The following is a 16943-nucleotide window of genomic DNA, read 5'->3' as shown; positions in this document are numbered from 1 at the left end:
TTGTTCAGCTTACAACTGTACGCTAAAGTGCGAAGCGAAATCCCAAACTCTATAAGTGGAAGAAGAGGTATTAAATGAAACGTGCAGTGATTACTGGCCTGGGGATCGTATCAAGCATTGGTAATAACCAGCAGGAAGTTCTGGCATCATTGCGGGAAGGCCGCTCGGGTATTACTTTCTCTCAAGAGCTGAAAGATTCCGGCATGCGTAGTCACGTCTGGGGGAATGTCAAACTGGACACCACGGGCCTCATCGATCGCAAAATTGTGCGTTTTATGAGTGATGCATCGATTTATGCCTACTTATCCATGGAGCAGGCGATTCAAGATTCTGGTCTGTCCGATGAGGTTTATCAGAATAACCCACGCGTAGGCCTGATTGCCGGTTCCGGCGGTTCTGCGCGTTATCAGGTATTTGGTGCTGACGCGATGCGTAGCCCACGTGGTCTGAAAGCGGTTGGCCCTTATGTGGTGACCAAATCCATGGGTTCTGCGGTATCTGCCTGTCTGGCAACGCCGTTTAAAATTCACGGCGTGAACTACTCTATCAGCTCTGCCTGTGCGACTTCTGCACACTGCATCGGTAACGCGGTTGAGCAAATTCAGATGGGCAAGCAGGATATCGTGTTCGCTGGCGGCGCTGAAGAGCTGTGCTGGGAATTGGCCTGTGAGTTTGACGCCATGGGCGCGCTGTCCACCAAATACAATGAAACACCAGAAAAAGCTTCTCGTACCTATGACGCCGGTCGTGATGGTTTCGTCATTGCAGGCGGTGGCGGTATGGTCGTGGTAGAAGAATTGGAACACGCACTGGCACGTGGTGCGCATATTTACGCAGAAGTCGTCGGCTACGGCGCGACGTCTGACGGTGCGGATATGGTTGCTCCATCGGGTGAAGGTGCGGTTCGCTGCATGAAGATGGCGATGAACGGTGTGGATACGCCGATCGATTACCTGAACTCTCACGGCACGTCTACGCCGGTTGGTGATGTGAAGGAGCTGGGCGCGATTCGTGAAGTTTTTGGTGATAACTCGCCAGCTATCTCTGCGACGAAAGCGATGACCGGTCACTCTCTGGGGGCCGCTGGCGTTCAGGAAGCCATTTACTCCCTGCTGATGTTGGAACATAGCTTCGTCGCACCGAGCATCAACGTGGAAAATCTGGACGAGCAGGCTGCTGGCCTGAACATCGTGACTGAACCGACGGAACGTAAACTGACCACGGTGATGTCTAACAGCTTCGGGTTCGGTGGTACGAACGCGACGCTGGTGATGAGAAAACTCGATAAATAATCGGTTTTTCACCCGGCTAAATAAAAGCCCCGCAGGCGTAAGCCGCGGGGTTTTTGTTTTTTTTGACGGTGACAGCGATGGTAGCAGTGATGACGAACTGCAATCGTAGCCTGAATGCGAATAATGCTTAGATCAACACCCAGAGCAGAAACGCAGCCACGCAGGTGCTGACAATCACCAGAAACATGGGTTTATGGAACAGGGATTGCCAACTGAGCGGTAGTGACGCAATCAGCGGGTTAAACAGCGGATGCAGCAATTGTGAGGTCGTGGTCCAGTCCGTTTCCTGTGAGCGCTGAATGCGCTGCGTAAACAAGAATGTCAGTAGATCGCTGACCTGCATTGGCGTCAACGGGGTTTGCAAGCCGATATTGAAGCGATTCTGTGTGTAATCTATCAATAATTGCTGTTCCTGCGCGGTCATCGGCTGTTGTAACAGCGTCTGCAACGGAGCGAGGTTCGGGGAAAGCAGGGTGCTCTGTATTGGCAGCGGCTGTGATGATGAGAGCGTAGTTGTTGATGCTGAATTTGCATTTGTCGCGTTAGCCGTATTGGTTGTGTTGGCTATCGGCGGTTCCTGAGGTGCGCCAGCCGTTCCCGTATTGGTCGGCGTTCCCTGTGGCGTCAACGTGGCGCGCAGCAGCGTTTGTGTCTGTTGCAGCTCAACTTGTGCTTGCAGGAACTGCGTGAGTAGCGGCAGATGCTTGAACGGGATGGCGTCACCAGGGGTAAGATTCTGCATCGTCATCAGGTTACTCAGCACTCTCGCAGGTTGTTCTCCAGTCATTGTTGCTAACCGAGTAACTAACTGATTCAAGCTGCGCTGTTCAACTGGCGAGAGCGGACGCTCAGGCGAATTAGGTGCCTGAGTCGCTTGCGGCGCTGGAGCCGGTGCCGTTGACTGCGGAATCTGCCCATTTTGTAGCAGTGTCACCACCTGCTGTAGCTGCGTTTTATTCAGCGCACTTAGCGTGGTGCTGCCGAACTGTTGACGGATGAAATCACTGACTGCCTGACGATTATTGCCCTGGGACAGCATATCTGTCAGACGCTGAAGCAACGGCTGGCGGCCGCTGTTATCTTGCGCCTGCGTTAGACGCGTCTGAAGTATCTGCTCGGCTGGTTGGTAGTGGCGGGACTGTAGTTCATTATTTTCTGCCAGCCCTAACCCCTGTTTTACCGTCGTCCAGACCTCCGCCGCCTTTGACGTTGTCAGCGCAGCAACTTTAATCACCAGATTTTCCAGCGTGGTTCGCTGTGCCAGCGTCAGCGGCCGATCGTCACTGGTGGAACCTGCGACGTTAGAGGATAAGGTTGACGATGTGGTTGTCGGCGTAACCGCACGTTCGCCGGGCAGCGGGGCACCTGGGCCACTTACAGGTTGCATATCGGTTATCCTCACTGCCGTCATGATTGAGATGAATCATAGCAATCTCCCGTGATGGCCGATAGTCATGCATTGCCTAAAACGCACTAATCACTCGAAGTACGCCCTAACGGGACGCGCAAACGCTGGGCGAGGATAACGCCGAGTAGCGTGATGCCCCCACCAACCAGATGATAATGGTGCAAAGATTCGTGCAAAAAGCCAATCGCGATCATCGCCGTAAAGATCGGCGTCAGATTCATAAAGATAGAGGCTTTGCTGGCTCCCAGACGCATCACCCCTTGAATCCACAGAAAAGGTGCAATGATGGAAGCCATGATGCCAGCGAAAATCACCAGCGGCAGATTGTCGGCATTGAGCTGTACATTGTCCGTCAGCAGGAAATTTGGAATCAGTACCACTACGCCAAAGGCAATTTGCACGTAGAGCGATACCCAGTTGGGCAGCGGGATGCTCCAGCGTTTGGTTAACACGCCATAGAGTGCGTAGGACAGCGCGGCACAAAACATCATGAATTCACCGGGGCCGATGCCTTGCGCCAGAATCTGTTCGGGATGCCCCTCGCCAATCAGCCAGACAATGCCTGCCAGCGATAGCAGGCTCCCGAGCAGCACGCCCAGCGTCGGCGCCACGCGTAGCAGAGGAATGCTGAGCAAGACGGTGAGTAGCGGCACGAGCGACCCCATGATCCCCATCATCACGGCGCTGATCGTGTGCGCTGCGTAGTAGGCCAGACTTTGATACAACACCATGCCGAGTAGACCCAACACCAGCAGTTTCCACGCGTGCTGGCGAATGGCCACCGCATGGTGGCGAAGCGTTGGCAGCATGAACGGCGTCATGACGAGGAACGCAAGAAGCCAGCGATAAAACGAGATAGCGGCCGGATCAATAACGCTCGCGGAGAGCTTGTTGACGATGACGTTAATTGACCAGATTAGGACGGCAATGGTGGGAAATAGGACGTTCAACGTTGGTTTTCTCATAACAGATCAGACGGAAAACGCACCCATTGCCAGTCTGGTCGATAAAAATGGGGCAAGTGCGGAATGGCAAGCAACATAGCAGAGCCACGTGACGGCGATCAACCCAGTCTATCTTTCAAGAAGCCTGGCTTGCTACGATAAATTGCCGTTTATCGCAGGAATGATGGCGATACAATATCGATGTGAACCGATGGCGGAAAGGGATCGCATCGTAATTGCCTTGGGTTTCTGCACCATTCGGTGGCAAAATATCTCCCCGCTTTTTTTGGCTGGCTACAGGTTACCGGAGAAGAGAATGAAGATTCTGGTTGATGAGAATATGCCGTATGCCCGCGAGCTTTTCAGCCGTTTGGGTGACGTTCAAGCCGTACCGGGACGCCCTTTGCCACGCGATCTGCTGGCAGGCGCGGATGCGCTGATGGTGCGATCGGTCACGAAGGTGAACGCGGATTTGCTGTCTGGCACAGCGGTAAAATTTGTCGGCAGCGCGACGGCAGGCACCGACCATGTTGATGATCCCTGGCTTAACGCTAATGGCATCGCGTTTTCTGCCGCCCCCGGCTGTAATGCCATTGCGGTAGTAGAATATGTGTTTTCTTCTTTGCTGATGCTGGCTGAACGTGATGGTTTTCAACTGCGCGATAAAACGGTTGGTATTGTCGGCGTAGGGAACGTTGGGAGACGTCTGGATGCACGCCTGAAAGCCTGGGGCGTGAAAACGCTGTTGTGCGATCCGCCGCGTGCCGATCGCGGTGAGGCGGGCGATTTCCTGCCGCTGGAAACGCTGGTGCGTGACGCTGACATTCTGACGCTGCATACGCCGCTGTACTTCGACGGGCAGTACCGGACGCATCATTTGGTCGATGCCAACGTGCTGAATGCGTTCGCGGACGGACGTATTCTGATTAACGCCTGCCGTGGCCCAGTGGTGGACAATGCTGCACTGCTTGAGGCGCTGCAACAGGGTAAAAAACTCAGCGTCATTCTTGATGTGTGGGAGCCGGAGCCCGCGTTATCGACCGATCTGCTGGCGCGCGTGGACATCGGTACGGCGCATATCGCGGGTTATACGCTGGAAGGAAAAGCACGCGGTACTACACAGGTTTTTGAAGCCTGGAGCGAGTTTATCGGAACCCCGCAGCAGGTCGCGCTTTCATCGCTGTTACCTGAGCCGGACTATGCCGAAGTGACATTAACCGCACCGGTGGATGAGGCGTTGCTAAAACGTCTGGTGCATCTGGTGTATGATGTGCGCCGAGACGATGCGCTGTTGCGCCACGTTGCGCATCAGGAAGGCGAATTCGATCGCCTGCGTAAACATTATCAGGAACGACGTGAATGGTCGTCACTCCATGTTATCTGCGCCGATGCTGAAAGCGCAGATTGTCTGAACTCGCTGGGATTCACCGCGTCGGTGCGGGGCGCACGCTAGCGGCGTTTCTCTCGCGACGGTGTTGCGCGAGTATGATTCTTTTTTATTCAGGAACTGACAGGTGGTGTCGCTATCGTCTGTCGGTTTCCTTCATGATTTGTGTTTCATCAAAATTTGGGAGAGAACCAAATGTCTGACGGCTGGAATATCGCTCTGCTGGGCGCAACGGGTGCAGTAGGCACGGCGTTACTGGAACTATTGCAGGAACGCGAATTCCCGGTGGGTGAGCTGTATCCGCTGGCCAGCGAGCGTAGTGCGGGTGAAACCATACGTTTTAACGGTCAGTCTTGTCTGGTCACCAATGTGGCAGATTTTGACTGGTCGCAGGCGCAGTTGGCGTTTTTTGTCGCCGGCCAAGATGTCAGCGCCCGCTATGCGGAAGAGGCAGGAGACGCAGGCTGTCTGGTCATCGACAGCAGCGGCCTGTTTGCGCTGGAGCCGGATGTGCCGCTGGTCGTACCTGGTGTGAATACGCATACGCTGGCGGATTATCGTAACCGCAATATCGTTGCGGTGGCGGACAGCCTGACTAGCCAACTGCTGACGGCGATTAAACCGCTGACCGATGCTGCGGGGCTGTCGCGCCTGCATGTCGTCAATATGCTGTCAGTTTCCGCACGCGGTAAAGCGGCGGTAGACGATCTGGCTGGGCAAAGCGCCCGTTTGCTGAATGGTATTCCGCCTGAAGAAGGGTTGTTCCCGAAACAGCTAGCGTTCAATCTGTTGCCTTTACTGCCGGATGATGCGGGCAGCGTGCGCGAAGAGCGCAGTCTGGTTGATCAGGTGCGCAAAGTTTTGCAGGATGACGGACTGCCGATTTCCGTGACCTGCATTCAGTCACCGGTGTTTTATGGTCACGCACAGGTTGTTCATCTTGAATCACTGCGTCCGCTGTCTGCGGAAGAAGCGCGTGACGAATTGCTCAATGCCGGGAATATTCAGGTGAGCGACGAGCAGGATTACCCGACGCAGGTGGGTGATGCGTCTGGCAATGGGCAACTGAGCGTCGGCTGCTTGCGTAATGATTACGGTATTCCTGAGCTACTGCAATTCTGGTCGGTGGCCGATAACGCTCGCTTTGGCGGCGCGTTGATGGCGCTGGAAACCGCAGAATGTCTGGTGCAGGAGTATCTCGGGTAATGTCGGAAACCACTCAGGCGGCGGCGATTCAAGCCACCGCCGTTGCGGAAAACGAACGCGCCACGCTGAAAATTGCGCTGGGCATTGAGTATGACGGTAGCCAGTATTATGGCTGGCAGCGTCAGAGTGATGTCGCTAGCGTACAGGCCTGTCTTGAAAAGGCGCTAAGCAAAGTTGCGGATGAACCGATAGAAGTGTTTTGTGCCGGACGAACCGATGCTGGGGTTCATGGAACTGGGCAGGTTGTGCATTTCACCACGCAGGCGATCAGAAAAGAGGCCGCCTGGACGATGGGCGTAAATGCGAATTTACCGCCGGACATCGCCGTGCGTTGGGTGAAAACGGTAGATGAAGATTTCCATGCGCGCTTCAGCGCAACGGCGCGCCGCTACCGCTATGTTATCTACAATCACCGCTATCGCCCCGCGGTGCTTTCGCATGGCATGACGCACTTTTATCATCCGTTGGATGTGGAGCGGATGGAACGCGCAGGGCAATGCCTGTTGGGGGAGAATGATTTCACCTCTTTTCGGGCGGTGCAGTGCCAGTCGCGCACCCCGTGGCGCTATGTAAATCATTTAAAGGTTACACGTCACGGTGACTATATCGTGGTAGATATTAAGGCCAATGCGTTTGTTCATCACATGGTGCGCAATATCGTTGGTAGCCTGATGGACGTCGGGTGTGGCAATCGTCCCGAATCGTGGATTGCGGAACTGTTGGCAGCCAAAGATCGCACGTTAGCAGGCGCAACGGCCAGAGCCGAAGGGCTGTATTTGGTGGCGGTAGATTACCCCGCGCGTTTTGCTTTACCACGGCCTACGATGGGGCCGCTTTTTTTAGCGGATTGATGTTTTTGCTGTAACGAGTGCGCCTTTTGCGTGTTGCATGCTGCCGGATGGCGGTAAATCAAAAAGCCGTATGCAATGCGTGATAAGGTCGAGGCGAGTTAGCGTGCTATACGCAAGGCAACACGGATGGTACGGCTGCCTTGCGTATATCGACCGCGTGCGTTTGATATACATTCTTGGGAGAAGATGTTGTGGTGGAGTTTATACAGTTTATTATTGATTTTATTCTGCACATTGACGTTCATCTGGCGGAACTGGTGGCGCAATATGGTGTCTGGGTTTATGCCATTTTGTTCCTGATTCTGTTCTGTGAAACTGGGCTGGTGGTGACGCCATTCTTACCGGGAGATTCGCTGCTGTTTGTTGCTGGGGCGCTGGCGGCGCTGCCGTCAAACGATCTGAATGTGCATACGATGGTCTTTTTGATGATTGTTGCTGCGATTACGGGCGATGCAGTGAACTATACGATCGGACGACTGTTCGGCGAGAAGCTATTTAGCAACCCGAATTCAAAGATTTTTCGCCGTAGCTACCTGGATAAAACGCATGCGTTTTACGCGCGTCACGGCGGCAAGACGATAATTCTGGCACGCTTTGTTCCGATTGTGAGAACATTTGCGCCGTTTGTTGCCGGGATGGGGCACATGAGCTATCGGCATTTTGCCGCCTATAATGTGGTAGGTGCATTGCTGTGGGTGCTGTCGTTCACCTATGCGGGCTACCTGTTTGGCGATTTGCCGGTAGTGCAGGAAAATTTGAAATTACTGATTGTCGCGATTATTTTTCTCTCTATCCTGCCGGGTATTATTGAAATTGCCCGTCACCGTAGAGCAGCTTCGCGCGGCAATGTAAAATAAGTGAAGTATTTTAACATCCGGTTTGACCAGTTTTTTATCCACAGTCCCGGAGCGTTATGGTTTAATGGGCAGCATTTATGGTCTGTTCTTGGGAACACCCTGGGTGCCGATGCCTTTGTACCGCGATTGTCGTGCGTCTCAGGCATTTTTTCATTGGCAATGTTGTCAGGGAATAACATGAACAGCGGACTGGCATTTGCCAGGTTCAAGCAGAAAGGTTATCAATGAGCTGGATTGAACGAATTCTTAACAAAAGCAATATCACACCGACCCGTAAAGCGAACATCCCTGAAGGGGTCTGGACAAAATGTGATAGCTGCGGTCAGGTTCTTTATCGTGCTGAGTTGGAACGCAATCTGGGGGTCTGCCCGAAGTGCGATCACCATATGCGTCTTTCCGCGCGTGCCCGTCTACAGGCTTTTCTGGATAAAGAAAACACTGTCGAGCTGGGAAGCGAACTGGAGCCGAAGGATGTCCTGAAATTCCGGGATTCCAAAAAATATAAAGATCGTCTGGTTTCTGCGCAGAAACAGTCCGATGAGAAAGATGCGCTGGTTGTCATGAAAGGTACGCTTTACGGCATGCCGGTTGTGGTCGCGTCGTTTGAGTTTTCATTCATGGGCGGTTCAATGGCGTCCGTCGTCGGGGCGCGCTTTGTGCGTGCCGTCGAGCAGTCATTGGAAGACGGCTGCCCGCTGGTATGCTTCTCCGCCAGTGGCGGGGCGCGTATGCAGGAAGCGCTGATGTCGCTGATGCAAATGGCGAAAACCAGTGCGGCACTGGCGAAGATGCGCGAGCGCGGCTTGCCATATATCTCCGTGCTGACCGATCCAACCATGGGCGGTGTTTCTGCGAGTCTGGCGATGCTGGGCGACCTGAACATTGCGGAACCGAAAGCGTTGATCGGTTTTGCCGGCCCACGCGTTATCGAACAAACCGTGCGTGAAAAACTGCCGCCGGGCTTCCAGCGCAGTGAATTCCTGATTGAGAAAGGGGCGATCGATATGATCGTTCGTCGTCCAGAAATGCGCTACAAGCTGGCCACCATTCTTGCCAAACTGACGAACCATCCAGAACCAGGCAACGATGACGTGGAAATCCGCAGCGATGCGCCGTCTGAATCATCACAGGATGACGCATAATTGACATGATGGGCAGGACGTGTGGTACTCGACCACGTCGTTCTCGACCGAGTAGCAATACGCACGCTCTGCCCGCAATGAACCGTAAGCTAGTGAACGGGACTCATGGATACTCTTCAAATACCTCAAGCCACGTCACCTTTGGTCACGTGGCTTCATTATCTTGAGCACCTGCACGCTCAGGCCATTGATTTAGGTCTGGAACGCGTTAAGCAGGTTGCTGAACATCTCCAACTGCTCCAGCCTGCCGCCACGATTTTCACCGTCGCGGGGACAAACGGCAAGGGAACCACCTGCTGTACGCTGGAATCCATTCTGTTGGCCGCAGGCCTACGGGTTGGCGTGTACAGTTCACCCCATCTTGTGCGCTATACCGAACGGGTGCGTATTCAGGGCAAAGAATTGCCTGAAGCGCTGCATACTCAGGCGTTTGCGGATATCGAAACGGGAAGAGGGGCGGTATCGCTCACCTATTTTGAATTCGGTACGCTGTCGGCGCTGCAACTCTTTAAACAAGCGAATCTGGATGTCGTCATTCTGGAAGTGGGCTTGGGCGGGCGTCTGGATGCGACCAATATTGTGGATGCGAATGTCTCGGTGGTAACCAGCATCGCGATCGACCATACCGACTGGCTAGGTAACGATCGGGAGAGCATCGGCCGTGAGAAAGCCGGGATATTCCGACAGAATCGACCTGCCGTTGTCGGTGAGCCGGATATGCCAGGAACGATTGCCGACGTTGCCGCTGAGAAAGGCGCACAACTGCGTCGGCGCGGTCGCGATTGGGAGTTTTCAGTTCAGCGCGAGACGTGGAGCTGGCAGGATAAACAGCGTGAATTGTCACGTTTGCCATTACCCAATGTGCCACTGCCGAACGCGGCGACAGCATTGGCTGCATTGCACTATTCTTCATTGAATGTGAGCGAAGAGGCGATTCGTCAAGGCTTACAGCACGCCGCATTACCCGGTCGTTTTCAGACCGTGCAGGAGTCACCGCGATTGATTCTTGATGTTGCGCACAACCCTCATGCGGCGGCGTATCTGGCAAACCGTTTGGCTGTGCTGCCGAAAACCGGAAAAGTGCGTGCTGTTGTTGGTATGCTGGCAGATAAAGATATCGCCGGTACGCTGGCTCACTTAACGCCGTTGATTGATGAGTGGTACTGCGCGCCGTTGGAAGGCCCGCGTGGCGCGACGGCGCAGCAGCTTGCCGAACACCTGACGCGCAGCCAGTCGTTCCCCAATGTCGTTACCGCCTGGCAGCAGGCGATGTCCGAGGCGACGGAACAGGATATCGTCATTGTGTGTGGGTCTTTTCATACGGTAGCGCATGTGATGGAAGCGCTGGATGAGGAGAAGGCGAATGGCGAGTAAATTTCAGAATCGATTGGTTGGCACGGTCATTCTGGTCGCGCTGGGCGTGATCGTCTTACCCGGCCTGTTGGATGGAAAGAAAAAGCACTACGAAGATGAGTTTGCATCGATTCCGCTGATCCCCAAGCCGGGCGATAGCAATGAGATGGAATCCCTGCCTGCGCTGAACCCGTCGTTGCCGAACTTGCCACCGGAAGGGGCGGAAGCGGCGATGCAGAACAGCCCGGAAGCCGAAACGCCAGAAGCTAAGTTACCTGAAAATAAGGCACCTGAAACCTCCACACCGCCACCATCATCTCGCGCAGGGACAAATACGCCAGCCATGACGGCACCGCCGGTGGTGGTTGAGCGTCCGCCCATTCAGACGCCAGCGCCGGTGATGCCGAAGCCTCAGCCAAAACCTGAGCCCAAGCCAGAAGTGAAGCCGAAGCCTGAACCTAAACCGGAGCCGAAACCGGAAGTGAAGCCTGAAACGCAGCCGACGCAACAAGCGCCGGTCGGACAGGCCTATATTGTGCAGCTTGGTGCGTTGAAAAATGCGGATAAGGTGAACGAGATTGTCGCTAAGCTTCGTCTCTCTGGCTATCGTGCGTATACCGTACCGTCAACGCCAGTTTCAGGACAAATCACCCGTATTTATGTGGGGCCGGATGCCTCGAAGCAGAAACTAGAGTCTTCTCTGGCCGAACTGCAACAGTTGAGCGGGTTAAGCGGGCAGGTGCGATCACATTCGGTTCGCTGAGAGACCGAGAGAGAATAGAATCAGGCGTGACGGATTGTTGGTTTTTTCGCCTGATTATCTATCGGTGAAATCGGCGGAAATACGCTACGCAAACGTTTTCTTTTTCTGTTAGAATGCGCCGCGAACAGGATGACGTAGCGGCTTATCGGTAGCATCGTTCATTATTAGGATAGTTCATGGTTTGGGTTGATTACGTCATTATTGGCATCATCGGATTTTCGGCTTTGGTTAGCCTGATCCGGGGGTTTGTTCGTGAAGCGCTGTCGTTAGTAACCTGGGGATGTGCTTTTTTTGTTGCCAGTCATTACTACGCCTACCTCGCGGTCTACTTCACCCGTTTTGATGATGAACTGGTGCGTAACGGCATTGCGATTGCCATTCTGTTTATTGCAACGTTGATTGTGGGAGCTATCGTCAACTATGTGATTAGTTCACTGGTTGAACGTACCGGATTATCCGGCACCGATCGCGTTCTGGGCATCTGTTTTGGTGCGCTGCGCGGGGTGCTGATCGTTTCCGCACTGCTATTCTTTCTGGATACGTTTACCGGTTTTTCACAAAGTGATGACTGGAAGCAGTCCCAGTTAATCCCGCAGTTCAGTTATATTATCAGGTGGTTTTTTGACTACCTGCAAAGCACGTCAAGTTTCTTGCCGCAGCATTTATCGCTGCGGTAGCGCTGAGAGGAAAAGACACCATGTGCGGTATTGTCGGTATCGCCGGTTTTACACCGGTCAACCAGTCGATTTATGACGCGTTAACGGTGTTGCAACACCGTGGGCAGGACGCTGCGGGTATTGTAACCATCGATGCCTTTAATTGTTTTCGCCTGCGTAAGGCCAATGGCCTGGTGAAAGATGTGTTTGAAGCGCGGCACATGCAACGCTTACAGGGAAATATGGGGCTTGGCCATGTGCGCTATCCGACCGCGGGCAGTTCCAGCGCCTCGGAAGCACAGCCTTTCTATGTTAACTCTCCGTTCGGCATCACGCTGGCGCACAACGGTAACCTGACGAACGCCCACGAACTGCGTAAAAAGCTGTTCGAGCAGGAGCGTCGCCACGTTAACACCACGTCTGATTCTGAAATTCTGCTGAATATTTTTGCCAGAGAGCTGGACCGTTTCCAACATTACCCGCTGGAAGCCGATAATATTTTTGCGGCTGTTGCCGCAACGCACCAGCAAATTCGCGGTGCCTATGCCTGTGTTGGCATGATTATCGGTCATGGCATGGTGGCGTTCCGCGATCCTAACGGCATTCGCCCGCTGGTCATCGGTAAACGTGACCTGGAAGATGGCCGCAGCGAATACATGGTGGCGTCAGAAAGTGTCGCGCTGGATACGTTGGGCTTTGAGTTTTTACGCGATGTTGCGCCGGGAGAAGCGATCTACATTACGGAAAAAGGGCAGCTGTTTACCCGCCAGTGCGCAGAGAATCCAAAGAGCAACCCGTGCCTGTTTGAATATGTCTACTTCGCTCGCCCGGACTCTTTCATCGATAAAATTTCGGTCTACAGCGCACGTGTCCGCATGGGTCAGAAGCTCGGTGAAAAGATTGCGCGCCAGTGGGAAGATCTCGATATCGATGTTGTGATCCCGATTCCTGAGACCTCTTGTGATATCGCACTGGAAATCGCACGCATTATCAACAAACCATATCGTCAGGGGTTTGTGAAGAACCGCTATGTTGGCCGTACCTTTATCATGCCGGGACAACAGGCGCGTAAGAAATCGGTACGCCGTAAGCTGAACGCCAACCGTGCCGAGTTTCGTGACAAAAATGTGCTGTTGGTCGATGACTCCATCGTGCGCGGCACAACGTCCGAGCAGATTGTAGAGATGGCGCGTGAAGCGGGAGCTAAGCGTGTTTATCTGGCTTCTGCGGCACCGGAGATTCGCTTCCCTAACGTGTACGGTATCGACATGCCAAGCGTTAATGAACTGATTGCCCACGGCCGCGAAGTGGATGAAATCTGTAAAATTATCGGTGCAGATGAGCTGATATTCCAGGATCTTGACGATCTGATCGACGCGGCGCGTGAAGATAACCCGGATATTGCTCAGTTTGAATGTTCGGTGTTCAACGGCATTTACGTGACGAAGGATGTCGATCAAGGCTATCTGGATTATCTGGAAATGCTGCGTAATGACGATGCCAAAGCGCTGCGTAGCCAGAATGAAGTCGAAGATCTGGAACTGCACAACGAAGGTTAACGGCTAGTCGCACGTTAAGGCTGTATTGAAGGGGGAGGGCGCGAAAGTGTCTTCCCCTTGTTGTATCTAGAAAACAGTTGTATCTAGAAAACAGCTGTATCTAGAAAACTGTGTATAGAGAAGATAGGGTTTCGGCGCTTATCCTTGCTTATCGCTAATCAATGCGGCAAAGTTTGCGCAGATGATTTTTCCGCGTTTCTGCTGACGCGGCCAGCCAGAGGCAGTATGAATGAAGCGACTCATTGTAGGGATTTCCGGTGCCAGCGGTGTCATTTACGGCATCCGACTGTTACAGGTGTTACAGACGCTGGAAGGCATTGAAACCCATCTGATCATGAGTCAGGCGGCTCGCCAGACGCTGGCGCTAGAAACCGATTTTAGCCTGCGTGACGTACAGGCGCTGGCTGATGTGGTACATGATACGCGTGATATTGCTGCCAGCATCTCTTCGGGGTCGTTTAAAACGGCAGGCATGGTGATTTTACCCTGTTCGATAAAAACCCTGTCCGGCATTGTGCATAGCTACAGCGATAATTTATTGACTCGCGCAGCCGATGTGGTGCTGAAGGAGCGTCGTCCTCTGGTGTTGGGCGTGCGTGAAACGCCGCTGCATTTAGGACATTTACGGCTGATGACCACTGCCGTTGAGCTGGGTGCGATAATCATGCCGCCTGTGCCTGCGTTTTATCATCGCCCAGAAAGTGTGCAGGATATTGTCGATCAGACGGTGAATCGTATTTTGGACCAGTTTGATATCGACCTGCCAAAAGATCTCTTTATCCGCTGGCAAGGTGCGTCCTAGCAGGGTAGAGACCCAGGCACGCTATTTTTTTCTCTCAGGGCGGTAAACTTTTACTGCCCTTTTTTTGTGCCTTTTTATCACATTGCACTAATTTTGTGCGTAAAGGCACCAAAATGGTGCGTATGAGTTTTTGTATTCATGCCAATGTTATCTATTCTTATTGTTACGCGCCAAAAAAAATTCCTCTTAAAATATTTAATAATCAAACAGTTAGTCATTGTTTTTTGTGCGCTTCGTTCATAGGGTTTTTACGACATCCCTACGTTCATTGTGGCATGAAAACTGCTACAAAAACTGTAATAGTCGGCGTAGAAAACAAATAGCACTCATATCGTTCATATTTAAAGCAATAAATCGATATGTCTTCCGACATTGACGACACATGACATCAATCACTCATGATAAGGGTAGCAATATGAAGAAACTGATCAAAGTTTTGCCGTTGGCACTCATTCTGGCTGCGGGCAGCGCGATGGCGGAGATTCCTAAGAATATTAAAATCGGTACCGATCCTACCTATGCGCCTTTTGAATCCAAAAATGCCAGCGGTGAACTGGTCGGGTTTGATATCGATCTGGCGAAAGAGTTGTGCAAGCGCATTGAAGCTAACTGTACGTTTGTGGAAAGTGACTTTGATGCGTTAATTCCCTCTCTGAAAGCTAAAAAAATTGATGCCATCATCTCTTCTCTGTCCATTACCGAAAAACGTCAGCAGGAAATTGCCTTCACCGAGAAGCTATATGCGGCTAACTCTCGTCTGATTGCGAAGAAAGGGGCGAATATTGAGCCAACGTTGGCGTCGCTGGGCGGCAAGCGTGTCGGCGTATTGCAGGCATCAACCCAGGAGGCTTTTGCCAATGCGAACTGGCAGCCAAAAGGCGTTGAGGTTGTCGCTTATCAAAATCAGGATCTAATTTACGCAGATTTGGCCGCAGGTCGCGTCGATGCCGCTTTCCAGGATGAAGTCGCGGCAAGCGAAGGTTTTCTGAAACTCGATATGGGCAAAGACTATGCGTTTGCTGGCCCAGCAGTAAAAGATGACAAGTTCTTCGGTGTGGGGACCGGTATGGGGCTGCGTAAAGCGGATACTGAGCTGAAAGCCGCGCTGGATAAAGCCTTTGAAGCGATGCGTAAAGACGGGACTTACGATACGTTCGCGAAAAAATACTTCGATTTTGACGTTTACGGCGGTTAACTTCTCCTAACGATTCACACTCTGTAGCGGAATCACAGGGCAAGACGACATGGGACCGTTCCTCCCATGTCGTCTTCCTGGCGATGACGCGCTGTGCCATTAACCGCTATTTCAACGGATATCATTGATGCTCTATGGCTATGCCCCGCTAATTCTGGATGGTGCCATCATGACGCTGGAGTTGGCAGTGAGTTCGCTACTGCTGGCACTGGCTATCGGCCTGATGGGCGCGTCGGCGAAGCTGTCCTCCAACCGCCTCCTGGCTGGGGGATTTTCCTGTTATACCACGTTGATTCGCGGCATCCCTGATTTGGTGCTGATGCTGCTAATTTTCTATGGGCTGCAAATAGCCTTAAACGGCGTGACGGAATCGATCGGTCTGGAGCAGATTGACATCGATCCGTTGACCGCTGGGGTTATTACGCTGGGCTTTATTTACGGTGCGTATTTCACGGAAACCTTTCGTGGTGCCTATCTTGCCGTGCCGCGTGGACAGATCGAAGCGGCGGTGGCTTTCGGTTTCTCTCCTCTGAAGGTGTTCCGCCGCATTCTGTTCCCTTCCATGATGCGCTTTGCGCTACCAGGGATCGGCAATAACTGGCAGGTGATCCTGAAAGCAACGGCACTGGTGTCATTGCTTGGCCTAAATGATGTGATTAAGGCGACACAGTTGGCCGGCAAGGGCGCGCATGAACCGTTCTATTTCGCACTGGTTGCCGGGGCGCTGTACCTGATTTTTACCACCGTTTCTAACGGCGTGTTGTGGTGGCTGGAGCGGCACTATTCGCAGGGAGTCAAAAAAGTAAACTATGAGTGAGATCCTGCAACAATATTGGCAACCGCTGCTGTGGAGCGATGGTTATCGTCTGACAGGGCTGGCGATGACGCTCTGGTTGCTGATTTCTTCCGTGGCGATCGGCGGGCTGATGGCTCTGCCGCTGGCGATTGCCCGCGTGTCACCGCGACGCCGATTCAGCTTCCCGGTTTGGCTATTCACCTACGTGTTCCGCGGCACGCCGCTCTACGTGCAGCTCTTGGTGTTTTATTCCGGCGTGTATAGCCTGGAAATCGTGCGCGGCACCGATCTGCTAAACGCCTTTTTTCGCAGCGGGCTGAACTGCGCCATTTTAGCGCTGGCGCTCAATACCTGTGCGTATACCACGGAGATTTTCGCGGGTGCAATCCGCTCCGTACCGCATGGAGAAATTGAAGCCGCCAGAGCATACGGTTTTTCCCGTTTTAAGCAGTACCGCTGCATTATTTTGCCAGGTGCGCTGCGTATTGCATTGCCAGCCTACAGCAACGAAGTGATTCTGATGCTGCATTCGACGGCGCTGGCTTTTACCGTGACGGTGCCGGATATTCTGAAGATCGCGCGCGATATTAATGCGGCCACCTACCAGCCGTTTTATGCGTTTGGCATTGCTGCGGTGATCTATCTGGCGATCTCATTTGTATTAATCGGGCTGTTCAGAAGGGCAGAGCGGCGCTGGTTACGTCATCTTTATACCCGTTCATCTCATTAAAC

Annotated in this window: 16 protein-coding genes; 14 read left to right on the top strand and 2 right to left on the bottom strand. The window is 53.0% G+C overall.

Features of this window, described 5'->3' with window-relative positions:
* Positions 1–74 precede the first annotated feature (74 nt).
* The gene (gene fabB / locus EDI29_RS06560) at positions 75–1292 is read left to right on the top strand and encodes a beta-ketoacyl-ACP synthase I (RefSeq protein ID WP_039280239.1); all 1218 of its coding nucleotides are present in this window, start codon (positions 75–77) and stop codon (positions 1290–1292) included.
* Positions 1293–1419: 127 nt separating this feature from the next.
* Here fabB and flk read toward each other — a convergent pair whose 3' ends face one another.
* Both flk and EDI29_RS06550 read right to left on the bottom strand, forming a co-directional pair.
* Positions 1420–2679 carry a flagella biosynthesis regulator Flk gene (gene flk / locus EDI29_RS06555; protein WP_137740236.1) on the bottom strand — a complete coding sequence of 420 codons (1260 nt, stop codon included), beginning with the start codon at positions 2677–2679 and terminating at the stop codon, positions 1420–1422.
* A gap of 86 nt (positions 2680–2765) precedes the next feature.
* The gene (locus EDI29_RS06550) at positions 2766–3665 is read right to left on the bottom strand and encodes a DMT family transporter (protein ID WP_137740235.1); all 900 of its coding nucleotides are present in this window, start codon (positions 3663–3665) and stop codon (positions 2766–2768) included.
* A gap of 295 nt (positions 3666–3960) precedes the next feature.
* On the opposite strand from EDI29_RS06550, the gene pdxB reads away from it, so the two are divergent.
* The 13 genes from pdxB (at position 3961) to EDI29_RS06480 (ending at position 16941) form a co-directional block, all read left to right on the top strand.
* Positions 3961–5097, top strand: a complete 1137-nt coding sequence (gene pdxB, locus EDI29_RS06545) for a 4-phosphoerythronate dehydrogenase PdxB (RefSeq protein ID WP_137740234.1) — start codon at positions 3961–3963, stop codon at positions 5095–5097.
* A gap of 129 nt (positions 5098–5226) precedes the next feature.
* Positions 5227–6237, top strand: coding sequence for an aspartate-semialdehyde dehydrogenase (locus tag EDI29_RS06540; RefSeq protein WP_137740233.1), 1011 nt, complete (start codon positions 5227–5229; stop codon positions 6235–6237).
* Positions 6237–7088: a tRNA pseudouridine(38-40) synthase TruA gene (truA, locus tag EDI29_RS06535; RefSeq protein WP_241664896.1), complete on the top strand. Its 852-nt coding sequence runs from the start codon at positions 6237–6239 to the stop codon at positions 7086–7088. Before EDI29_RS06540 ends, truA begins: the two co-directional genes overlap by 1 nt.
* Before the next feature lie 194 nt (positions 7089–7282).
* Positions 7283–7945 (top strand): DedA family protein, encoded by a 663-nt coding sequence (locus tag EDI29_RS06530; protein WP_107169730.1) that lies wholly within the window; start codon positions 7283–7285, stop codon positions 7943–7945.
* A gap of 224 nt (positions 7946–8169) precedes the next feature.
* Positions 8170–9087, top strand: coding sequence for an acetyl-CoA carboxylase, carboxyltransferase subunit beta (gene accD / locus EDI29_RS06520; protein WP_137740232.1), 918 nt, complete (start codon positions 8170–8172; stop codon positions 9085–9087).
* 105 nt (positions 9088–9192) lie between these two features.
* A complete protein-coding gene (gene folC, locus EDI29_RS06515) occupies positions 9193–10461 on the top strand; it encodes a bifunctional tetrahydrofolate synthase/dihydrofolate synthase (protein ID WP_137740231.1) in 1269 nt (422 codons plus the stop codon).
* Complete coding sequence (dedD, locus tag EDI29_RS06510; protein ID WP_137740230.1) at positions 10451–11203, top strand: cell division protein DedD; 753 nt, start codon at positions 10451–10453, stop codon at positions 11201–11203. The genes folC and dedD overlap by 11 nt, the downstream gene beginning before the upstream one ends.
* A 176-nt stretch (positions 11204–11379) precedes the next feature.
* Entirely contained in the window at positions 11380–11880 is a 501-nt protein-coding gene (cvpA, locus tag EDI29_RS06505) for a colicin V production protein (RefSeq protein ID WP_005969889.1), read from the top strand.
* Positions 11881–11900: 20 nt separating this feature from the next.
* Positions 11901–13418 carry an amidophosphoribosyltransferase gene (gene purF, locus EDI29_RS06500; RefSeq protein ID WP_039298357.1) on the top strand — a complete coding sequence of 506 codons (1518 nt, stop codon included), beginning with the start codon at positions 11901–11903 and terminating at the stop codon, positions 13416–13418.
* A gap of 229 nt (positions 13419–13647) precedes the next feature.
* Complete coding sequence (locus EDI29_RS06495; RefSeq protein WP_010298530.1) at positions 13648–14220, top strand: UbiX family flavin prenyltransferase; 573 nt, start codon at positions 13648–13650, stop codon at positions 14218–14220.
* A 415-nt stretch (positions 14221–14635) separates the two neighbouring features.
* Positions 14636–15415: a lysine/arginine/ornithine ABC transporter substrate-binding protein gene (locus tag EDI29_RS06490; protein WP_005969885.1), complete on the top strand. Its 780-nt coding sequence runs from the start codon at positions 14636–14638 to the stop codon at positions 15413–15415.
* Positions 15416–15542: 127 nt separating this feature from the next.
* Complete coding sequence (locus EDI29_RS06485; RefSeq protein ID WP_107169723.1) at positions 15543–16232, top strand: histidine ABC transporter permease HisQ; 690 nt, start codon at positions 15543–15545, stop codon at positions 16230–16232.
* The gene (locus EDI29_RS06480) at positions 16225–16941 is read left to right on the top strand and encodes an ABC transporter permease (protein WP_107169724.1); all 717 of its coding nucleotides are present in this window, start codon (positions 16225–16227) and stop codon (positions 16939–16941) included. The genes EDI29_RS06485 and EDI29_RS06480 overlap by 8 nt, the downstream gene beginning before the upstream one ends.
* Positions 16942–16943 lie beyond the last annotated feature (2 nt).

Source organism: Pectobacterium polonicum (assembly GCF_005497185.1).
GTDB classification, from domain to species: Bacteria; Pseudomonadota; Gammaproteobacteria; order Enterobacterales; family Enterobacteriaceae; genus Pectobacterium; species Pectobacterium polonicum.
Note: the sequence above shows the minus strand (reverse complement) of the source record. Positions and strands in the feature narration are given on the sequence as shown.